General features: G+C 39.7%; 20 protein-coding genes. 3 read left to right on the plus strand and 17 right to left on the minus strand.

Features of this window, described 5'->3' with window-relative positions; translation table 11 throughout:
• Position 1: 1 nt before the first annotated feature.
• The 17 genes from atpA to rpmH form a co-directional block, all read right to left on the minus strand.
• Positions 2 to 1,543, minus strand: coding sequence for a F0F1 ATP synthase subunit alpha (gene atpA, locus H5187_RS12040; protein WP_145241685.1), 1,542 nt, complete (start codon positions 1,541 to 1,543; stop codon positions 2 to 4).
• A gap of 14 nt (positions 1,544 to 1,557) precedes the next feature.
• Positions 1,558 to 2,091 (minus strand): F0F1 ATP synthase subunit delta, encoded by a 534-nt coding sequence (gene atpH, locus H5187_RS12045; RefSeq protein ID WP_145241687.1) that lies wholly within the window; start codon positions 2,089 to 2,091, stop codon positions 1,558 to 1,560.
• Positions 2,092 to 2,106: 15 nt separating this feature from the next.
• A complete protein-coding gene (atpF, locus tag H5187_RS12050; RefSeq protein ID WP_145241689.1) occupies positions 2,107 to 2,577 on the minus strand; it encodes a F0F1 ATP synthase subunit B in 471 nt (156 codons plus the stop codon).
• Between the two features lie 52 nt (positions 2,578 to 2,629).
• Complete coding sequence (atpE, locus tag H5187_RS12055; protein WP_009838908.1) at positions 2,630 to 2,863, minus strand: F0F1 ATP synthase subunit C; 234 nt, start codon at positions 2,861 to 2,863, stop codon at positions 2,630 to 2,632.
• A 68-nt stretch (positions 2,864 to 2,931) separates the two neighbouring features.
• Positions 2,932 to 3,774 carry a F0F1 ATP synthase subunit A gene (atpB, locus tag H5187_RS12060; RefSeq protein WP_145241691.1) on the minus strand — a complete coding sequence of 281 codons (843 nt, stop codon included), beginning with the start codon at positions 3,772 to 3,774 and terminating at the stop codon, positions 2,932 to 2,934.
• A gap of 15 nt (positions 3,775 to 3,789) precedes the next feature.
• On the minus strand, positions 3,790 to 4,170 hold the full coding sequence (locus tag H5187_RS12065) for an ATP synthase subunit I (RefSeq protein WP_145241693.1): 381 nt from the start codon (positions 4,168 to 4,170) through the stop codon (positions 3,790 to 3,792).
• A 142-nt stretch (positions 4,171 to 4,312) separates the two neighbouring features.
• On the minus strand, positions 4,313 to 5,230 hold the full coding sequence (locus H5187_RS12070) for a ParB/RepB/Spo0J family partition protein (RefSeq protein WP_182731923.1): 918 nt from the start codon (positions 5,228 to 5,230) through the stop codon (positions 4,313 to 4,315).
• Positions 5,231 to 5,247: 17 nt separating this feature from the next.
• Complete coding sequence (locus H5187_RS12075) at positions 5,248 to 6,033, minus strand: ParA family protein (RefSeq protein ID WP_145241697.1); 786 nt, start codon at positions 6,031 to 6,033, stop codon at positions 5,248 to 5,250.
• Positions 6,034 to 6,047: 14 nt separating this feature from the next.
• On the minus strand, positions 6,048 to 6,668 hold the full coding sequence (gene rsmG, locus H5187_RS12080; RefSeq protein ID WP_182718517.1) for a 16S rRNA (guanine(527)-N(7))-methyltransferase RsmG: 621 nt from the start codon (positions 6,666 to 6,668) through the stop codon (positions 6,048 to 6,050).
• 15 nt (positions 6,669 to 6,683) lie between these two features.
• Positions 6,684 to 8,573, minus strand: coding sequence for a tRNA uridine-5-carboxymethylaminomethyl(34) synthesis enzyme MnmG (gene mnmG / locus H5187_RS12085; protein WP_145241701.1), 1,890 nt, complete (start codon positions 8,571 to 8,573; stop codon positions 6,684 to 6,686).
• Between the two features lie 428 nt (positions 8,574 to 9,001).
• Complete coding sequence (mioC, locus tag H5187_RS12090; protein WP_182718516.1) at positions 9,002 to 9,451, minus strand: FMN-binding protein MioC; 450 nt, start codon at positions 9,449 to 9,451, stop codon at positions 9,002 to 9,004.
• 637 nt (positions 9,452 to 10,088) lie between these two features.
• Positions 10,089 to 10,877 carry an isocitrate lyase/phosphoenolpyruvate mutase family protein gene (locus tag H5187_RS12095; RefSeq protein WP_182797902.1) on the minus strand — a complete coding sequence of 263 codons (789 nt, stop codon included), beginning with the start codon at positions 10,875 to 10,877 and terminating at the stop codon, positions 10,089 to 10,091.
• Between the two features lie 416 nt (positions 10,878 to 11,293).
• Positions 11,294 to 12,658: a tRNA uridine-5-carboxymethylaminomethyl(34) synthesis GTPase MnmE gene (gene mnmE, locus H5187_RS12100; RefSeq protein ID WP_145241707.1), complete on the minus strand. Its 1,365-nt coding sequence runs from the start codon at positions 12,656 to 12,658 to the stop codon at positions 11,294 to 11,296.
• Positions 12,659 to 12,784: 126 nt separating this feature from the next.
• Positions 12,785 to 14,419 (minus strand): membrane protein insertase YidC, encoded by a 1,635-nt coding sequence (yidC, locus tag H5187_RS12105; RefSeq protein ID WP_145241709.1) that lies wholly within the window; start codon positions 14,417 to 14,419, stop codon positions 12,785 to 12,787.
• 8 nt (positions 14,420 to 14,427) lie between these two features.
• Complete coding sequence (gene yidD, locus H5187_RS12110; protein WP_064668255.1) at positions 14,428 to 14,703, minus strand: membrane protein insertion efficiency factor YidD; 276 nt, start codon at positions 14,701 to 14,703, stop codon at positions 14,428 to 14,430.
• A gap of 126 nt (positions 14,704 to 14,829) precedes the next feature.
• Positions 14,830 to 15,255: a ribonuclease P protein component gene (rnpA, locus tag H5187_RS12115; protein ID WP_145241711.1), complete on the minus strand. Its 426-nt coding sequence runs from the start codon at positions 15,253 to 15,255 to the stop codon at positions 14,830 to 14,832.
• Positions 15,256 to 15,262: 7 nt separating this feature from the next.
• Positions 15,263 to 15,397, minus strand: a complete 135-nt coding sequence (gene rpmH, locus H5187_RS12120; protein WP_004335215.1) for a 50S ribosomal protein L34 — start codon at positions 15,395 to 15,397, stop codon at positions 15,263 to 15,265.
• Between the two features lie 507 nt (positions 15,398 to 15,904).
• On the opposite strand from rpmH, the gene dnaA reads away from it, so the two are divergent.
• Genes dnaA through recF form a run of 3 tightly spaced genes read left to right on the plus strand, consistent with a single transcriptional unit; the run spans position 15,905 to position 19,514 of the window.
• Complete coding sequence (gene dnaA, locus H5187_RS12125) at positions 15,905 to 17,296, plus strand: chromosomal replication initiator protein DnaA (RefSeq protein ID WP_145241713.1); 1,392 nt, start codon at positions 15,905 to 15,907, stop codon at positions 17,294 to 17,296.
• 13 nt (positions 17,297 to 17,309) lie between these two features.
• Positions 17,310 to 18,413: a DNA polymerase III subunit beta gene (dnaN, locus tag H5187_RS12130; RefSeq protein WP_149983170.1), complete on the plus strand. Its 1,104-nt coding sequence runs from the start codon at positions 17,310 to 17,312 to the stop codon at positions 18,411 to 18,413.
• Positions 18,414 to 18,419: 6 nt separating this feature from the next.
• Positions 18,420 to 19,514 carry a DNA replication/repair protein RecF gene (recF, locus tag H5187_RS12135; protein ID WP_145241717.1) on the plus strand — a complete coding sequence of 365 codons (1,095 nt, stop codon included), beginning with the start codon at positions 18,420 to 18,422 and terminating at the stop codon, positions 19,512 to 19,514.
• Positions 19,515 to 19,516 lie beyond the last annotated feature (2 nt).

Raw genomic sequence — 19,516 nt, forward strand, 5'->3', positions numbered from 1 at the left:
ATTACCAAGTTTGCGTAGATTTAAACTTCTCTAGAAGTTCTTTAAGCTGCGCTTCGATCTCGGCATTGTAGTTACCAGTTTCATTGATTTGAGCCATAAGCTCTGCGTATGTGCTGTTTGCATAAGAAAGTAACCCAGCTTCGAAATCCATGATTTTAACGATTTCGATATCTTGAAGGTAACCTTTCTCTGCTGCAAATAACGACAAAGACATTTCAGCAACAGACATTGGCGCGTACTGTTTCTGCTTCATTAGCTCTGTTACACGCTCACCATGCTCAAGTTGAGCACGAGTTGCATCATCAAGGTCAGACGCGAACTGCGAGAACGCAGCTAATTCACGATACTGAGCTAGGGCTAGACGAATACCGCCACCTAGTTTCTTAACGATTTTAGTTTGTGCAGCACCACCAACACGCGATACCGAGATACCAGCATTTACTGCCGGACGGATACCTGAGTTGAATAAGTCAGTTTCTAAGAAGATCTGACCATCGGTGATAGAGATAACGTTAGTCGGTACGAACGCAGAAACGTCGCCGCCTTGAGTTTCAATGATTGGCAATGCCGTCAATGAACCTGTTTTACCTTTCACTTCACCATTGGTGAACTTTTCAACGTACTCAGCGTTTACACGCGATGCACGCTCAAGAAGACGAGAGTGAAGATAGAATACGTCACCTGGGTATGCTTCACGACCTGGTGGACGCTTAAGTAGCAATGAGATTTGACGGTAAGCAACTGCTTGCTTTGATAAATCATCATATACGATTAATGCGTTTTCACCACGGTCACGGAAGTATTCACCCATAGTACAGCCCGCGAACGGTGCTAAGTACTGAAGTGCCGCAGACTCAGAAGCAGATGCAACAACTACGATAGTATTTGCTAATGCACCGTGCTCTTCTAATTTACGTACTACGTTAGCAATAGTAGATGCTTTTTGACCAATCGCTACGTACACACACTTAACGCCTGTGTCTTTTTGATTGATGATTGCATCGATTGCTAGTGCAGTTTTACCTGTTTGGCGGTCACCGATCACAAGTTCACGTTGACCACGACCCACTGGGATCATCGCATCGATAGATTTATAACCAGTTTGCACTGGCTCATCTACTGATTTACGTTCGATTACACCCGGTGCAATTTTTTCTACAGGTTCAAAACCGTCGTTATCTAAAGCGCCTTTACCGTCGATAGGTGCACCTAGTGTATTTACAACACGACCAAGTAAACCAGCACCAACAGGAACTTCTAAGATACGACCAGTTGTGTATACTTTTACGCCTTCTGTAAGGTCAGCGTATGGACCCATTACTACTGCACCAATTGAGTCACGCTCAAGGTTTAGTGCGATAGCATAACGGTTGCCTGGAAGCTCAATCATTTCACCTTGCATACAGTCAGCAAGACCGTGGATGCGAATGATACCGTCAGTAACAGATACAATTGTACCTTCGTTACGAGCTTCACTTACAACTTCGAACTTCTCAATACGTTGTTTGATCAGATCAGAAATTTCAGTGGAATTAAGTTGCATGCTCTTCTTCCCAATTACGATTGTAGTGTAGTGGCTAAACGGTTTAATTTACCGCGAACAGTGCCGTCGATTACTGTGTCTCCAGCCTTAATCATAAGGCCACCAACAAGAGATTCGTCAACACTACAATTCAGCTTAACTTTGCGTGCGAAACGTTTTTCAAGTGCCGCTACCAGTGTTTCTTGCTGCGTTGCAGCAAGGGTTGTTGCAGAGGTGATGTCAACATCAATCTCTTTATCGTAATCTGCTTTAAAAGCAGAGAACAATTGTGCAACAGCTGGTAGGGCGGTCAAACGTCCATTTTCAGCCATCACCTTTACAAGGTTTTGACCGTATTCGTTGAGTTGCTCTGCACAAACAGAAATAACAATTTCTGATTGCTTATCAGCAGAGGCGCTTCCAGTTAGGAATTGAGCGACTTGTTCATTTTTCGCCACTTCTGAAGCAAAAAACAACATATCATTCCAACTCTCAACTACGCCTTTTTCAACGGCAAATTCAAAGGCCGCTTTAGCGTATGGGCGAGCGATTGTAGTCAATTCAGACATGCTCAGACCCTCCTATTAAAGCTCAGCTACAAGTTTTTCAACAATGTCGCTGTGCGCGGCTTCATTGATTTCGCGCTCTAGAATCTTCTGTGCGCCGATAACCGCTAAAGTAGCAACTTGCTTACGCAGTTCTTCTTTAACACGGTTACGCTCGGCTTCAATTTCAGAATGACCTTGAGCAATGATGTTTTCGCGCTCGTCGTGACCACGAGATGTCTCTTCGTCTACGATTTGCGTTGCACGCTTCTTAGCTTGCTCGATGATTTCAGCAGCTTGTGATTTAGCTTCTTTAAGTTCTGCAGTTGCTTTTTTACGAGCAAGTTCAAGATCTTTTTCAGCTTTATCAGAGGCCGCTAAACCATCTTCAATTTTTTTCTGGCGAGCTTCAATAGCACCGTTAAGTGGTGGCCACACAAACTTCATGCAGAACCAAACAAAAACGATAAATGCTATTAATTCGCCGAGTAGAGTAAGGTTTAAACTCACAACCACTCCTCCTTAGTCAATAGTTGATCGCGGATAAAGTATTTTTTCAATATTAAAGTGCGAACAACATGTATAGACCAATACCTACACCGATCATCGCGATAGCATCGATAAGACCCGCTACGATGAACATTTTAACTTGTAGTTGTGGTGCAAGCTCAGGTTGACGAGCAGCAGACTCAAGGAATTTACCACCTAAGTTACCAAAACCGATAGCAGTACCTAAAGCACCAAAACCGATAAGTAACGCTACAGCGATATATTTAAGACCTAGTACGATTTCCATTGTTTTCTCCGATTAATTTTCAAAGTTTAAAGTTTAAGTAAAAAAATCTTTATTGAACTGACGTCTGATTAATGATCAGTTGACGCCATGCTCAGGTATACAATTGTTAGCATCATGAAAATGAATGCTTGCAATACGATTACGAGAATGTGGAACACAGCCCATACGAAATGCAGTGGTAATTGGAATAAGCCAATCGCTGCAATCAGAATGAAGATCAATTCACCTGCGTATAAGTTACCAAATAAACGTAGTGCCAATGAGATTGGCTTAGCAAACAAGGTTACTAGCTCTAGTAACAAGTTTACTGGAATAAATAGTGCTTGAACCACTGGGTTCTTAACGTTAAACGGTTGTAATGTAAGTTCTTTAACAAAACCCATAACGCCTTTAACGCGAATCGAATAAAAGATGATAAGTGCGAATACACCTAAACCCATTGCTAACGTTAAGTTAAGATCGGTTGTAGGTACCACTTTCATATAAGTATGCGATTGACCGCTTGAAATAACATCCCAAGACTCACCACTAATCAATGCCGCAGCAGTTGGTAGGAAGTCAACAGGTATTAAATCCATTAAGTTCATCAAGAATACCCAGACAAAAATTGTCAGAGCAAGAGGGGCAATTAGTTTACTTTTACCGTGAAAGGTATCTTTCACGTTAGAGTCAACGAATTCTACGACCATCTCGATAAAGCACTGAAATTTACCAGGAACACCAAGCGTTGCTTTATTCGCAGCGCGCTTGAAGATCCATAGAAAGATCAATCCTAAACCGATAGACCATGCGAGGGTATCGACATTAAGTACCATCCACCAATTGTTAGGGTCGTCGGATAGACGCACCTGACCGTTGGTTAGGTGGTGCTTGATGTAACCCGTTAGAGTTAGCTCTTCACCTGCAGCCATGTTATATCCCAAAAGTTAATGATTAAAAAAAACTGGCGCGAACAATCCAACGAACATCACTAATATAAAACTACAAAAAAATGGCAAAAAGATTACCGGATACAGTTTAAATATCAGCGCAAACAAAAAGATTGTTAGCAAAAATTTTAATCCGTTGCCGCGTTTAAACGAGGCAAACACTTGTTTTGCTTTACTAGCACCCATATAACGGAATGCATAGATAACAAATACAAAATTAGGGAGCACCGCTACAGTGCCTCCAGCGATAGCTGAAAGGCCGGCATCTACTCCCCAACCAACAAAAATGATTACAGCAGCAACTAATGCTACAACACCCTGAAGACATATTAATTTTAATGCGGCAAGCCGATATGGCCTCGCTAACTTATTTGTCACGTTTAGTTAACCTTAGTGGCAATCTAATTGTCAGGGCATGAAAACTGGCGAAATTATACTGATTCCTACCAGTTTTGCAACTTGAGTCGGTGTATTGTGGTGCAAATTTGCGACGAATGTCTCTTTTTGGACATGATATTTATTAATGCTCGGAATTCTCTGCATTTATACGGCTTAAAATTCCATCTAACTCTTCTAAGTTAGTATACGAAATAACTAAGTTTCCTTTGCCTTTTTTGTTGTAGTTAATTTCAACTTTAGCACCCAAGTTTTCGGCTAACTGTTGTTCTAACTGTTTGACATCTGGATCTTTTTCGAAAGTTTCTTTTTTAGGGGCAGGTTCAATAATTGAACGAACTAATTTTTCTGTTTCGCGTACAGTTAAAGCCTTTGCTACAGCCAGTCGAGCAGCATCAGATTGTGCTTCACCTTCAAGGGCTAATAAACAACGCGCATGACCCATTTCAATATCGCCATGTTCCAACAATATTTTAACATCATCATTAAGGTTATTTAGTCGTAATAAATTAGTTACCGTCGTGCGTGATTTGCCTACGGCATCTGCCACTTGTTGGTGAGTTAATTCAAACTCAGTTAACAAACGGTGCAATGCAACCGCTTCTTCCATGGCATTTAGATCTTCGCGTTGAATATTTTCAATCAATGCGATGGCCACCGCAGCTTCATCAGGCACATCTTTAATGATACATGGTACTACGTCTAGCTTAGCTATTTGTGCAGCACGCCAGCGACGTTCACCAGCAATTATCTCATAACTGTTTTCTGCTACTGGACGAACTACAATTGGCTGAATAATCCCTTGCGATCGAATTGAGCTTGCTAGCTCTTCAAGCGCTTCTTCGGACATGTCTTTACGTGGCTGATATTTACCTGAGTGTAAAAACTCAATCGGTAGCTTTTGCAGTTCACTACTGGTTGGCTGAATAATTACATCCTGCTCACTCACGTTGGGTTGTTCAGTGCGGGCACTCGGTGCTGGTTTTGACGAGCTTAATAAAGCATCGAGTCCTCGGCCTAAACCGCGTTTTTTAGCAGACATGTTCTTTTTACCTCAAGTTAGGCGACGATTGGGGATATTTTTTCTTTTCTGCGTAACATTTCACCGGCAAGTGCTAAATACGCTTTAGCGCCACTTGATGCCCGGTCATAATACATTGCGGGTGCACCAAAACTCGGCGCTTCAGCTAAACGTACATTACGTGGGATCACGGTGCGGTATACTTTATCGCCAAAATGTTGTTTAAGCTGCTCAGATACATCATTGGCCAAACGATTACGCGGATCGTACATAGTACGTAAAATCCCTTCAATCTGTAGTTTTGGATTAACTAACTTGGCTAATTGCGTAATTGTGTCCATTAATGCGGTTAAGCCTTCAAGCGCATAATATTCACATTGCATAGGCACTAAAATTGAATCCGCGGCCGCCATTGCATTCACCGTAAGCATGTTCAGCGATGGTGGGCAGTCGATAAAAATAAATTCATATTGATCAGATATTTTTTCAAGGGCATTGCGAAGTCGTACTTCTCGAGCATAAAGCTCCATCAGTTTAACTTCGGCGGCGGTAACATCACCATTGGCAGCAATTAAATGATATTCACCAGAGGTTTCTTTAGTAACAACTTCTTCAATTGGTTTATCTTCGATTAATAAATCATAAATTGTTGCCACATCGCCGTATTTGTCTACGCCGCTACCCATGGTTGCATTGCCTTGCGGATCGAGATCAATAAGCAACACTTTACGTTTAGTTGCAGCCATTGATGCCGCGAGATTAACTGCTGTGGTGGTTTTACCCACACCACCTTTTTGGTTTGCTATTGCGATGACTTTTGCCACAGTATCTCTGATCCCTAGTCTTTAGAAAGAATAATTAAATGTCTTTGCGCATCTAATTTTGGTACTTCCAAGGTGATTTTTTGCTCGAACTTAACACCTGCTGGTAAAGATTCTAGCTCTTCACTTGGAAATACGCCTTTTAAGGCAATAAACTTACCTGAATGATCAATCAAGTGCGAACACCAGTCAACCATATCTTGTAAAGATGCAAAAGCACGACTCAATACACCATCTAATTTAACACTTGGTTGATAATCTTCAACTCTAGACTGCACCGGGGTTACATTTTTCAGACCTAGCTCATGTTTTACCTGCATTAAAAAACGCACGCGTTTACCTAAACTATCTAATAAAATAAATTGTGTATCAGGTAATGCAATAGCTAATACGATACCCGGAAGGCCAGGACCCGTACCAACATCAATATAATGATGACCGGGTAGGTGAGGTGCAACAACTAAGCTATCCATAATATGCTTAATCATCATATCCTCAGGTAAACGCACTGAGGTTAAATTATAAGCTTTGTTCCATTTGTTGAGTAACTCAACATATTGAACCAATTGTTGCTGTTGTTTTTCAGTTAGCGCAATATCAGTTTGCGCTAACAAAGTAGTTAATTGTTGCTGTAACACAGTATTCCTTAATGACTACGCAATTTTACGTAGTAAGCCTTGCTTCTTCAGATAAACTAATAATAGCGAAATAGCAGCAGGCGTGATACCTGAAATACGTGATGCTTGACCGATTGTATCAGGACGCGCCTCAGTTAATTTAGCAACCACTTCATTTGATAGACCCGATACGATCGAGTAATCATAATCTTTAGGCAAAATAGTTAACTCATGACGAAGTTGCTTATTGATCTCTTCTTGCTGACGAGCAATATAACCTGCGTACTTAGTGTGGATCTCAACTTGCTCTAACGCTGTTGCATGATCAAACTCAGATCCTAATCCTTCGATCGCCATTAGATCGTTATAACGGATCTCAGGGCGACGTAATAATTCTTCTAAACTTGCTTCTCGGGTTAATGGTGTTTTAAGTAAACCATTAACTTGATCAATTACAGCGTGATCTTTATGGATCCAAGTTTCTTTGATCCGTTGAGATTCTTTTGCAATGATATCCATTTTTTCATTAAATGCTTGCCAGCGCTCATCGTTAACTAAACCAAGTTCACGACCTTTTGCTGTTAAACGAATATCAGCGTTGTCTTCACGTAGTAACAAACGGTATTCAGCACGACTAGTAAACATACGGTACGGTTCTTTGGTACCTAGTGTAGTTAAATCGTCGATTAATACACCGACATAAGCTTCATCACGGCGCGGTGTCCAAGGCTCTTTACCTTGCACTTGCAATGCTGCATTCATACCGGCAATTAAGCCTTGTGCACCGGCTTCTTCATAGCCTGTAGTGCCATTGATCTGTCCAGCAAAGAACAAACCATCAATAAATTTGGTCTCTAATGATTTCTTTAAATCGCGTGGATCAAAAAAGTCGTACTCGATAGCATAGCCTGGACGGCAAATATGTGCATTTTCAAAGCCAGTGATTGATTGCACAATCTCTAATTGCACATCAAATGGCAAACTAGTTGAAATACCATTTGGATAAAGCTCATAAGATGTTAGGCCTTCAGGCTCAACAAAAATTTGATGTTTGTCTTTATCTGCAAAGCGAACAATTTTATCTTCAATAGAAGGACAGTAACGTGGACCAATCCCTTCAATAACACCTGAGTACATAGGTGAACGATGTAAATTATTGCGGATCACATCATGAGTTTTTTCATTGGTGTATGTGATGAAGCAAGAAATTTGTTGTGGATGATCTAACTGCTTACCCATAAATGAAAACACCGGTGTTATAGCATCACCAGGTTGTTGTTCCATTTTACTAAAATCAACTGTACGGGCATCAATACGTGGTGGCGTTCCAGTTTTTAAGCGATCAACACGAAATGGTAATTCACGTAAACGATTTGCTAATGCGATTGAAGGTGGATCACCAGCGCGACCACCTTTGAAGTTTTCTAAGCCAATGTGAATTTGGCCACCAAGGAAAGTGCCTACGGTTAATACCACAGAAGGTGCGCTAAAACGCAGTCCCATTTGAGTAACAACACCGGTTACTTTATTATTTTCAACAATCAGATCATCACATGATTGCTGAAAGATCTTCAGGTTATCTTGGTGTTGTAAAATATCTTGAATAGCAGCTTTATATAAAGCGCGATCTGCTTGTGCACGAGTAGCTCTTACTGCAGGTCCCTTTGAAGAATTTAAAGTACGGAATTGAATACCGCCTTTATCAATTGCTTGGGCCATTGCACCACCTAGTGCATCAATTTCTTTAACCAAATGACCTTTGCCAATACCACCAATTGCTGGGTTACATGACATCTGACCAAGGGTATCCATATTGTGAGTCAGCAGTAGGGTATTCATACCCATACGTGCAGCAGCTAACGCAGCTTCTGTACCTGCATGTCCACCACCAACAACAATAACATCAAAATTTTCGTGAAAAATCATTTCGGGATCCTACTTAATCAACCAGCAAACTTTCAAGGGGGAGCGTATTCTACCTATAAATTTACAGAAGATAAATGATTAAACTGTGGCCAAGATCTAAGTAAATGATCTCTAATAATATAAAGGATCTTTTAAAGAGATCTTTTATTACTGTTACTACTACTGAGCATGATTTCTGTTGATAAGGTTTAGTTTACTTATTAAAACATAAAGTTAGATCGGATCTAAAGGTGTTAATATGATCGGATCTAACTGATTATAAGCTCTGATCAAAAAGGCTCTTTATGCACAGGGGGTATTGGATCAGATCTTATCCAATGGATAACATAGTCTTAAAACGCAGTTAGATCATAGCTTATCCACAATCTGATCTAAATACTCAGTAAATTGTGGGTAACTTTAAATTTGGATCTAAACTGTGATCTTAATTAAATACGGTTTATTTGCTCGATCCAGCTTGGTAACCAAGCTAATGCGGTGTCTTCTGGTAGTTCTTCATCAAGAATATTCAACTCTAAGCGCTCTGCTATACATTGCGCGCCTTTACTTACTAAAAGTTGTTCTAGATTACGGCCAGCGAGGTTATAGGTATCATAACTAGTGTCACCTAAGCCAATAACACTAAACTTTAATCCTTTTAAATCATTGACTTGATTAATATCTTCAACAAAGGATAAAAGGTTCTCAGGGTAATCACCAGCACCATAAGTAGAAGTACACAATAACCAGATAGTATTTTCTTGGTTTATCTGTGAAAAGTTAGGTTGATCATGAACTTCTGTAGTGATCCCTTGAGTAACTAACTGCTCTGCTAGTTGCTCACCTACATACTCAGCAGATCCCATTTGGCTGCCTATAATGATATTAACGGAGTTCATAATTCTATTTGATCACACAACTGCTTACTTATAGGCTTATGATAACTGAGTTTACTCAGCAGTAAAGCCTTGAATGGAAGTTTGTATAAGTATTTAAAGTACGATTTTTGATGTTTCTTATTTTTAATTCGTAATTATTTGATATATATAAATAAAATAAAGTATTCCAATATGTAATCTTCTGATCAAGCTGTTGATAAAAAGTGGGAAAGCTGGGTAGTAACAACATAAGATCTTATTTTTATTTTACTAAGATATTGATTTTACGTTTTATGAGTGGTGAATTTTCGTTTCATTAAGAGTTTTAAAACGAGTGATCAGAATGTGGATAGATCGCCTGTTGATAACGATCGTTTTGGCTATAAATTAATTTATGAAATGCCAAAAAATATTTCAAGTAGGGTGCTAAATAAGTAATTAGTGGCAATTAAAGTTGATTTAGTGGGTTTATTGCTCGATTTATACTGTTTGAGCTAATAAATTGAGTACTTTTTATATGCCTCTCAGTTAAAAATGATCAAAAAAGCCCAAATTGTGGATAACAATTTGAGCTTGTGCTGATCAATTTCTAAATTAGTTACTATTTTTATCACTAATTATGATTTTAATTTTGTATAAATAGCTTTTAAAACTCCGATTAGAATAAATGATCGCTACTTTTTGTGCTATTAAAAGTACTGCTAGCGGTAAAAATATAGGCTTTTGTGGCATCAAATAGTGCATTACCAAGCGTATATCTTTGCACGCCATGTGCAAATAATGAACTGCTATTACTACTATTATCGCAAAGAAAATCACTTTTTAATGGCTGTGCCATCACGTTAAGTGGCACCTTAAGTGTCGTTGTTATTTGCTTTATTGCTGTTAAATCGGATAATCCAGGGATAAAAATACCATCAACGCCAGCATCTTGATAAGCCAAAGATCGAGTTATTACATGTTCAAGAGAATCCATATTTTGGCTGTAGCAATCAGTTCTAGCATTGATAAATAGCTGTGAAAAACCATACTTTTTAAGTGTGTTTTTAATCGCTTTAAGGATCTCTACTTGGTGTTCTAGGGAGCTTAACTGAGCTGTTTTTTTATCTGAATCCTCAATATTAATACCGACAGCACCTAATTTGGCTACGGCCAAAACATGCTGACAAATAGTGCTTACGTCATTACTGTAACCTGATTCAATATCCATGGAAACAGCAATATTAACAGCATCGATTATTGGTTTTAGCTGACTTATAAACTCCTCAAATGAGCATTGTTCGCCATCTTCTTGACCTCGAGATTGGGCCATCCCCCAACTTGTTGTGGCGATAGCAGCAAAACCAGCATCAGCTAATATACGAGCGCTTAATGGATCCCACGCATTTGGTAATAAAAATAATTGCTCTTGTTTATGTAATTGATGAAAGGTTTGGTATTTATTCATAATGATCTCAAAAGTGAATTTCATTATGACTATAAAAAGATTACGGTGACTACGCTGGCCAAATTCGGCACTGAACGTAAATTTTAAGCTCGTTGTAAAAACCTAAAAGGCAGTGATAGCGACGGATAATTTGGAGCGGTTGGTCAAGTCTGGTTATTAAATAACGACTTGTATTTTTTATTGAATACAGCTAATACCAATCGTGTAAAGTTACTGACCATTTATAGCGACAGATAAATATAGTGATAACAAGGCGTAAATTTTGACATGTAGTTGTTCTACTTGAAAAAATTATAACGCAGTTAGCGCTTTATGTAGCTCGCTAGAATGGTTAAATATTTAAGTCGATTGGTATAATAATATACTGGTTTTTGAAGGGGACTAAGAGTGCTTATATAAGCACCCTTAGTTTTTAATTATTTACCGATACAAAACGAGCTGAAAATTTTGCCAAGTAGATCGTCAGAGGTAAATTCACCGGTGATCTCGTTTAAGTAGTTTTGTGTTAAACGTAGTTCTTCAGCTAGGATCTCACCGGCAATATGCATCTCTAATTGGTCTTTGCCAGTTTGTAAATGATGAGCTGCGCTATCGAGTGCATCTAAGTGACGACGACGGGCCATAAAGCCGCCTTCGGTAGCTCCCTGAAAACCTATACATGCTTTTAAGTGAGTACGAACTAACTCTATACCATCAGCATTTTTAGCACTTAAGCTGATCACTGGATATTGCTGGTTTTCGCTCATACCTACTTCGTCACCCGATAAATCGGCTTTATTTCTGATCACGGTTACGCCCATACCGGCAGGTAGTTTGGCCATAAACTCTGGCCAAATAGCATGCGGGTCAGTGTCTTTGGTATCAGTGCCATCAAGCATAAACAACACGCGATCGGCTTGTTTTATTTCATCCCATGCGCGTTCAATGCCTATTTGCTCAACGCGATCTGGGCTTTCACGCAGGCCTGCAGTATCTATAATATGTAGCGGCATGCCATCAATGTGAATGTGTTCTCGTAGTACGTCACGGGTGGTGCCGGCAATTTCAGTAACAATAGCAGCTTCACGCCCTGCAAGTGCATTTAGTAAACTAGATTTGCCTGCGTTAGGGCGCCCAGCAATTACTACGCGCATACCTTCACGCATGATGCTGCCTTGTTTTGCTTGGTTGGTCACATTGCTTAGCTGGGTGATAATGGCATTTAGATCACCAGAGACTTTACCGTCAGATAAAAAGTCTATTTCCTCATCGGGAAAATCAATGGCCGCTTCAACGTACATACGCAAGTGAATGACTTTTTCAACTAAGGTATCAATGTGCTTAGAGAACTCGCCCTGGAGTGATTGTAAGGCGCTTTTGGCTGCTTGTTCTGAAGTGGCATTAATTAAGTCAGCAATTGCTTCTGCTTGGGTTAAGTCCATTTTGTCGTTCATAAAGGCGCGCTCAGAAAACTCGCCTGGCTTTGCTAATCGTACACCTTCAATTTGGCTAATTTCTTTAAGTAGCATATCCAGTACTACAGGACCGCCATGGCCTTGTAGTTCAAGTACATCTTCGCCAGTGAAAGAGTTTGGCCCGGCAAAATAAATAGCAATACCTTGATCAAGTTGCTCGCCAGCAAGACTGTTAAATGGCACGTAATCGGCGTAACGCACCTTAGGGCAACGACCAATAATCTGTTCGGCGACGGTTTTTACTAAACTGCCAGAAACGCGAATAATACCAACGCCACCACGACCAGGTGCGGTTGCTTGTGCTGCAATTGTGTCTTGATTGATCATGCTAATAATTTGCCAACTTAAAGAGTAATGGTATGGGCGTATTGTAACCTATGCAGTTATGACTGGCGAATAGCGGGCAATAAAAAAGGCGACCAATGGTCGCCTTAATTTAAGTAACTGAGCAAATTAGCCCCTGACTTTTATTCCTTGCTTTTCCATACCGCGATAGATGATCAGCATCTGTGCGATAGAGATAAGGTTTGATACTAACCAGTAAAGTACTAGACCAGATGGGAACCAAAGGAAGAACACTGAGAAGATAACCGGCATAAAGGTCATCATCTTTTGTTGCATCGGATCAGTTACCGTCATTGGTTGTAGCTTTTGCGTAATAAACATACTGGCACCAAATAAGATTGGTAGTACGTAGTATGGGTCTTTCGCAGATAAGTCAGTTAACCAAAAAATAAATTCAGCATGACGCAGTTCTGTTGATTCTAAGAATACATAAAATAGCGCTAAGAAAATTGGCATTTGCAGCAAAATAGGGAAACAGCCACCCATAGGGTTTACTTTCTCTTTGCGGTACATTTCCATGGTTGCTTGGCCGAATTTTTGACGGTCATCACCAAACTTTTCTTTTAATGCAGCCATTTTAGGCTGTAGGGCACGCATCTTCGCCATTGACGTATATTGCGCTTTGGTAAGTGGGTACATTGCTGATTTAACAATCACAGTAATGGCGATAATTGCCACACCCCAGTTACCTAGTATGCTATGTAGCCATTTTAATAGTATAAATAACGGCTGTGAGATAAACCATAACCAACCGTAATCGACAGTTAAATCTAAGTTCGGATGAATAGCTTCAAGTATATCCGACTCTTTAGGGCCCATATAGTAAGTTGCACCAAGAGTTGCTTGTTGGTTTGCTTGTACATTTATCGGCTCACCTTTAGCACCAATAATTGCTGCGTTGCCTTTAGCAATTAAGCTGTAAAGGGTATTTTGCTGTTCTTGCGAAGGAACCCACGCACTTACAAAGTAGTGCTGAATAAAAGCAATATAACCACCTTGCGTATTAATGCTAAGGTTTTTGTCGGCCATATCAGAAAAGCTATATTTCTCGTACTTTTCCTCAGCAGAACCATAGGCAGCACCTAAGTAGTTTTGGTCAACTAAGCTGCCTTTATCTTGTACTGTGCGTTTTACTTGCGTATACAGCTGTACTTGAATTGGCTCTGCGGTGGTGTTATTTACTGAGTATTCTAAAGCAACATCGTATTGACCTTTTTTGAATACATACGTTTTAGTAAAACTAACACCTTTGCTATCAGTAAATGTAAGTGGTACGCGAAGTTCGTCACCTGTTAAAGCAAATGTTTTTTGCTCAGAGTGATAAACCGGGCGACCTTCTGCAGATGCATCTGGGCCATTTAAGCCTATTAAACCACTTTGAGAGAAATATTGTTTACCATCAAACTCACCAAGTAACATATAAGGCGTTTCGCTGCCTTTTGTTTCTTCGTATTGCAGTAAGTCAGCTTCAACAATATCACCACCACGGGTGTCAATTTTAACTTTGAATACGTCAGTCGTAATTTCAATAACTGAACGTTTCGCGGTTGTTGCTGCAGTAGGTAATTCACCATCGGTTGATGATGGAACATAATCATCAGAGTCAGGGGAATTAGTTTGTAGTGTTTGTGTGTTGGCACTAGGATCGACTTTTGGTGCGTTGTAGTCTTTATTCCACTCTTGGAACAATAAAAACGATACAAGCATCAGGCCGATGAATAAAAACGTGCGTTGCGATTCCATAACAGCTCTTATTTCTCGTGTTGGTGGTTAATATGGGTTAATTTTTCAGGTACGGGATCATCCCCACCTGAATGTAAAGGATGACATTTTAATATGCGTTTAACCGCTAACCAACTCCCTTTTACAGATCCATGCAAATTAATTGCTTGAATAGCATAACTAGAGCAGGTTGGATTAAAGCGACAATGCGGACCTAACAGCGGACTAATCCACTTTTGATAACCACGAATTAATAACACTAAACAGCGCTTAGGAAAAGCAACAAGTGGTTTTAGTAACCTCATGATGTTCAAGCCTCTGCGTAATATTTAGTGAATGGATACCATGAATTTAAACGCCCAAAATGGAATTTTAAATGCATGATTAAAAGGTGAGCTAAAGATACCTTAATTAACCATGTAATTCTATTGCTATTGGCTCTGTTTATTGGATTTAGCCGATTTGTTGGGGCGTTTTTTAAACGGCGGTGGTTTTGGTGCACCAGGTTTACAGCGTTCGTTAATCTTGCGCCATAATTTAGTGAGTTGTTTAGTTAGCTCTTCATTTGACTGTTCATCAATACCACTTTTAACCATCAGCACAATATCGACATTATCAATAGTGTGTTGGTTTAAACGAAAACTTTCGCGAGCAAGACGTTTAATACGGTTTCGTTGGCAAGCTTTTTTAACCCGTTTTTTAGCGACAGTGAGTCCTAAGCGAGGTTTTGCTTGGTCATTGGGTTTTGCTAATAAGGTAAAGAAAGGAGTTGCGGCCCGAGCGGGTTCATTAAAGATGCGAGAGTAATGCGAGGGAGTTAACAGACGTAACTCCCTGCCAAAGTTAAAGTCTTCCACTTATATATTAAGCAGAAAGAACTTTGCGGCCTTTAGCGCGGCGACGAGCTAATACTTTACGGCCATTTACAGTTGCCATGCGAGCACGGAAACCGTGTGCACGTTTGCGTTTTAAAACGCTAGGTTGAAAAGTTCTTTTCATAACAATTCCATCCGATCGGTTAAAGGTTAAAACATCCTATGCAGGTCGCGATCCTGGCACAGGTGCCATTGCGAGCGCGAGATATTATCGATGAAGTGCCTTAAAGTCAACCATAATCGCATTTATAATAGAGGGGTGATAATAGATCTGTTGGCAGGATCTGCTAGGATCCTTATATTAAAGAAGTTTTCCACAGGCTCTGTATAAAAAGTGCATAAAAGCTTGGGGTAAGTAAAATAGATCACATAATTTGATCGCGATCCAAGCCCTTTTTTGCTATGATCATACTTTGAAGTTAAAAATAATTGCTATTAAAAATCAACGTCTTGCTTGTTTTTTTTAGCCAGATCATATTTTTCAAAAAAATCAATCTTGTACTTGTGGATAAAGTGCATTCATAATACTCGGTCTTGGGTTAATAAATTGCCTAAATAATAGTAATAAATGTATGATTTCCGGCCACTAAAGATGACCGGGAATAAATACTAAGTCTTTGGGAGTTTAACTGTGTATCTGTCGGTTTGGCAAAGTTGTTTATATGTATTGCAAGATGAACTGCCTTCGCAGCAGTTCAGTATGTGGGTAAGACCACTACAAGCAGAAAGTACCGAAGATACCCTGACGATTTATGCACCTAATCGCTTTGTGCTTGATTGGGTAAGAGAAAAGTACTTAAACCGAATTAATGAATTACTTGTTGAGATTTGTAAGGATGAAGCGCCAGAGTTACGCTTTGATGTAGGTAGCAAGCCAATCCACAATGCGCAAGTGATCGCGCCTGCAACAACTGGCTCTGCGACCCCGATGAATCAGCCGGCAGCAAAGCAGCAACCAAAAGCAGCTAAAGCTGTGGTTGAGCCTGCTCCTAAGTCTGGTTACAAATCAAACATTAAAGAAAACTACACCTTTGATAGTTTTGTTGAAGGTAAATCTAACCAGTTAGCAAAAGCTGCTGCGACGCAAGTTGCGGATAATCCTGGTGCTGCCTTTAACCCGGTATTTATATATGGTGGAACGGGTTTAGGTAAAACGCATTTATTACATGCGGTTGGCAATGGTATTATGGCAAATAAGCCAGATGCAAAAATTGTTTATATGCACTCAGAACGCTTTGTGCAAGATATGGTTAAAGCCCTGCAAAATAATGCTATTGAAGAATTTAAGCGTTATTACCGCAGTGTTGATGCTTTAATGATCGATGATATTCAGTTTTTTGCTAACAAAGAACGTTCACAAGAAGAATTCTTTCATACTTTCAATGCATTACTTGAAGGTAACCAACAAATTATTTTAACCTCAGATCGTTATCCAAAAGAGATTGAAGGGGTTGAAGATCGCCTTAAATCACGTTTTGGTTGGGGTTTAACCATCGCGATTGAGCCGCCAGAGCTTGAAACGCGAGTGGCTATTTTGATGAAAAAAGCCCAGCAGAGTAAAATTAATTTACCTCACGAAGTGGCCTTTTTTATCGCTAAAAAATTACGTTCAAATGTGCGTGAGTTAGAGGGCGCGCTTAATCGTGTGATTGCTAATGCAAACTTTACTGGTCGACCAATTTCGATCGATTTTGTAAAAGAAGCATTACGTGACTTACTCGCTTTGCAGGACAAACTGGTCACGATAGACAATATTCAACGTACGGTTGCTGAATATTATCGTATTCGCGTCTCAGACCTGCTATCTAAGCGCCGCAGCCGCTCTATCGCAAGACCTCGTCAAGTTGCTATGGCATTGTCTAAAGAACTTACCAATCACAGCTTACCTGAAATTGGTGATGCCTTTGGTGGCCGCGACCACACTACAGTATTGCATGCGTGCAGAAAGATTAAATCACTACGTGATGAAAGCCACGAAGTGAAAGAAGATTATCAAAACCTAATAAGAACATTGTCATCTTAGGGCTGACTTTATTATGCAAATAACTATATCAAGAGAACAATTTTTAAAACCTTTGGTGCAAGTATCTGGCGCAATTGAGCGCAAGCATACCTTGCCTATCTTATCTAACGTTTTGTTAGAGGTTGAAAATGGCGAACTTTCAATGACAGGCACAGACCTTGAAATTGAACTTGTCGCAAAGGTTTTTGTTGGCGATGATACCGCTGATGCAAAATTGACTTTGCCAGCTAAAAAATTACTCGATATTTGTAAAAGTCTGCCAGACGGTTCAGATTTAACGTTGAGCAGTCAAGATCACCAACTATTACTGACCAGTGGAAAAAGCCGCTTTTCATTAACTACACTCGCTGCGGAAGACTTTCCTAATCTTGAGCAGTGGGATGGTGAAGTTGAATTTCAACTAACGCGCTTAGAACTGCGAAAGTTACTTGAAAGCACCCACTTTTCGATGGCCAATCAAGACGTACGCTATTACTTAAATGGTATGTCGTTTGAAGTAGATAATACTGATATAAAAACAGTGGCTACTGATGGTCACCGTTTAGCAATTGCGCAAAAACAATTAACGCAATCGTTAAACACTCAACGTCAGCTAATAATTCCGCGTAAAGGCGTACAAGAAATTATGCGTCTAATGGTTGCTGATGATGAGTTGGTGACAATTCAATTTGGTGCAAATCATATTCGTATTTTAGATACAGAGTTTACTTTTACGAGTAAATTAGTTGATGGGCGTTTTCCTGATTACCGCCGAGTATTGCCACGTGGTGGTGATAAAGTTATTACCGCAAATCGTGAATGGTTACGCAGTGCGTTTCAACGGGTATCTATTTTATCGAACGAGAAGTTTAGAGGTGTACGGTTAAACTTATCGAACGGACTATTAAAAATTACCGCCAACAACCCAGAGCAAGAGCAAGCTGAGGAAGTGGTTGAAGTGAGCTATCAAGGTGATGACTTAGAAATTGGCTTTAACGTATCGTATGTTTTAGATGTATTAAATACATTAAAAACAGAAGACGTTTTATTTACGCTTGCTGATTCAAATAGTAGTGCATTGATAGAAGGTGCTGGCGATGAAGAAGCCATGTACGTTGTTATGCCAATGCGCTTATAAGGCACTATGAGTTTAAGTCATTTGAGCCTCAATAATTTTCGGAATATTGAGGCACTCACTGTAGAGCCAGTGAATGGTATTAACATAATTTATGGTGAAAATGGCAGTGGCAAAACCAGCCTTCTTGAGGCTATTTATTACCTTTCTCATGGCAAGTCTTTCCGTACCCCAAAACACAAAAGTATCATTACGCACCATAAAGAAAAATTCACCATTCATGGTCGTAAATCACTTTATAACTTATCAATTCCAATCGGTATTAGTAAGACTTTAAGTGGTGAGACCGAATTAAAAATACAGGGTAAGTCTAGTCGTCGAGTGTCTGAACTTGCCCAGTTAATGCCAGTACAAGTGATCACCCCTGAAAGCTATTCGTTGTTTTTTGGAGGTCCAAAAGAACGCCGAAAATTTTTAGATTTAGGATTGTTCCACGTGGAACAAGACTTTTTTTATTTGTGGCAATCTTTCAATAAAGTATTAAAGCAACGTAATGCATTATTGAAAAGTAAGCCTAAGAATTATTTTGATCAAATCAAGTTTTGGGATAAAGAATTTGTTAGACTGGCAGACCAAATAAATAATTTACGAATTGCGTATATAAGTAGGTTTAAGCAGCAATTTTTTGATAAAATGTGTGCAGAATTAACGCTTATACGCGATTTAGAAATAAGTTTTTATGCTGGTTGGAAAGAAAATGAATCTCTAGCCGACGCTCTCGAACAAAGCTTTGAGCGTGATAGTCGCCAAGGTTTTACAAATAAAGGGCCGCATAAAGCTGATTTCAGTTTTAGTGTCGCTGGCAATAGTGTGGAAAACACCTTTTCACGCGGTCAATTGAAACTATTGCTTTATGCGTTAAAAGTAACGCAAAATAGTTTGATTGAGTCAGAGACAGAAAAGCAATCAATATTGCTAATAGATGATCTACCTTCAGAGTTAGGGGAAGATACGAAAGAGAAAGTAGGACAGTTGTTGTCGCACTGTAGCTCTCAAATATTTATCTCTACAATTCAATCTGAAAGTATTTCTGCTGTGGTGGAACCCATGCAACGAGAACTACAAATGTTCCACGTGAAACATGGCAACCTAATAACAAGATAAGT

Source organism: Pseudoalteromonas sp. SG44-1 (genome assembly GCF_014164315.1).
Classification (GTDB): Bacteria; Pseudomonadota; Gammaproteobacteria; order Enterobacterales; family Alteromonadaceae; genus Pseudoalteromonas; species Pseudoalteromonas rhizosphaerae.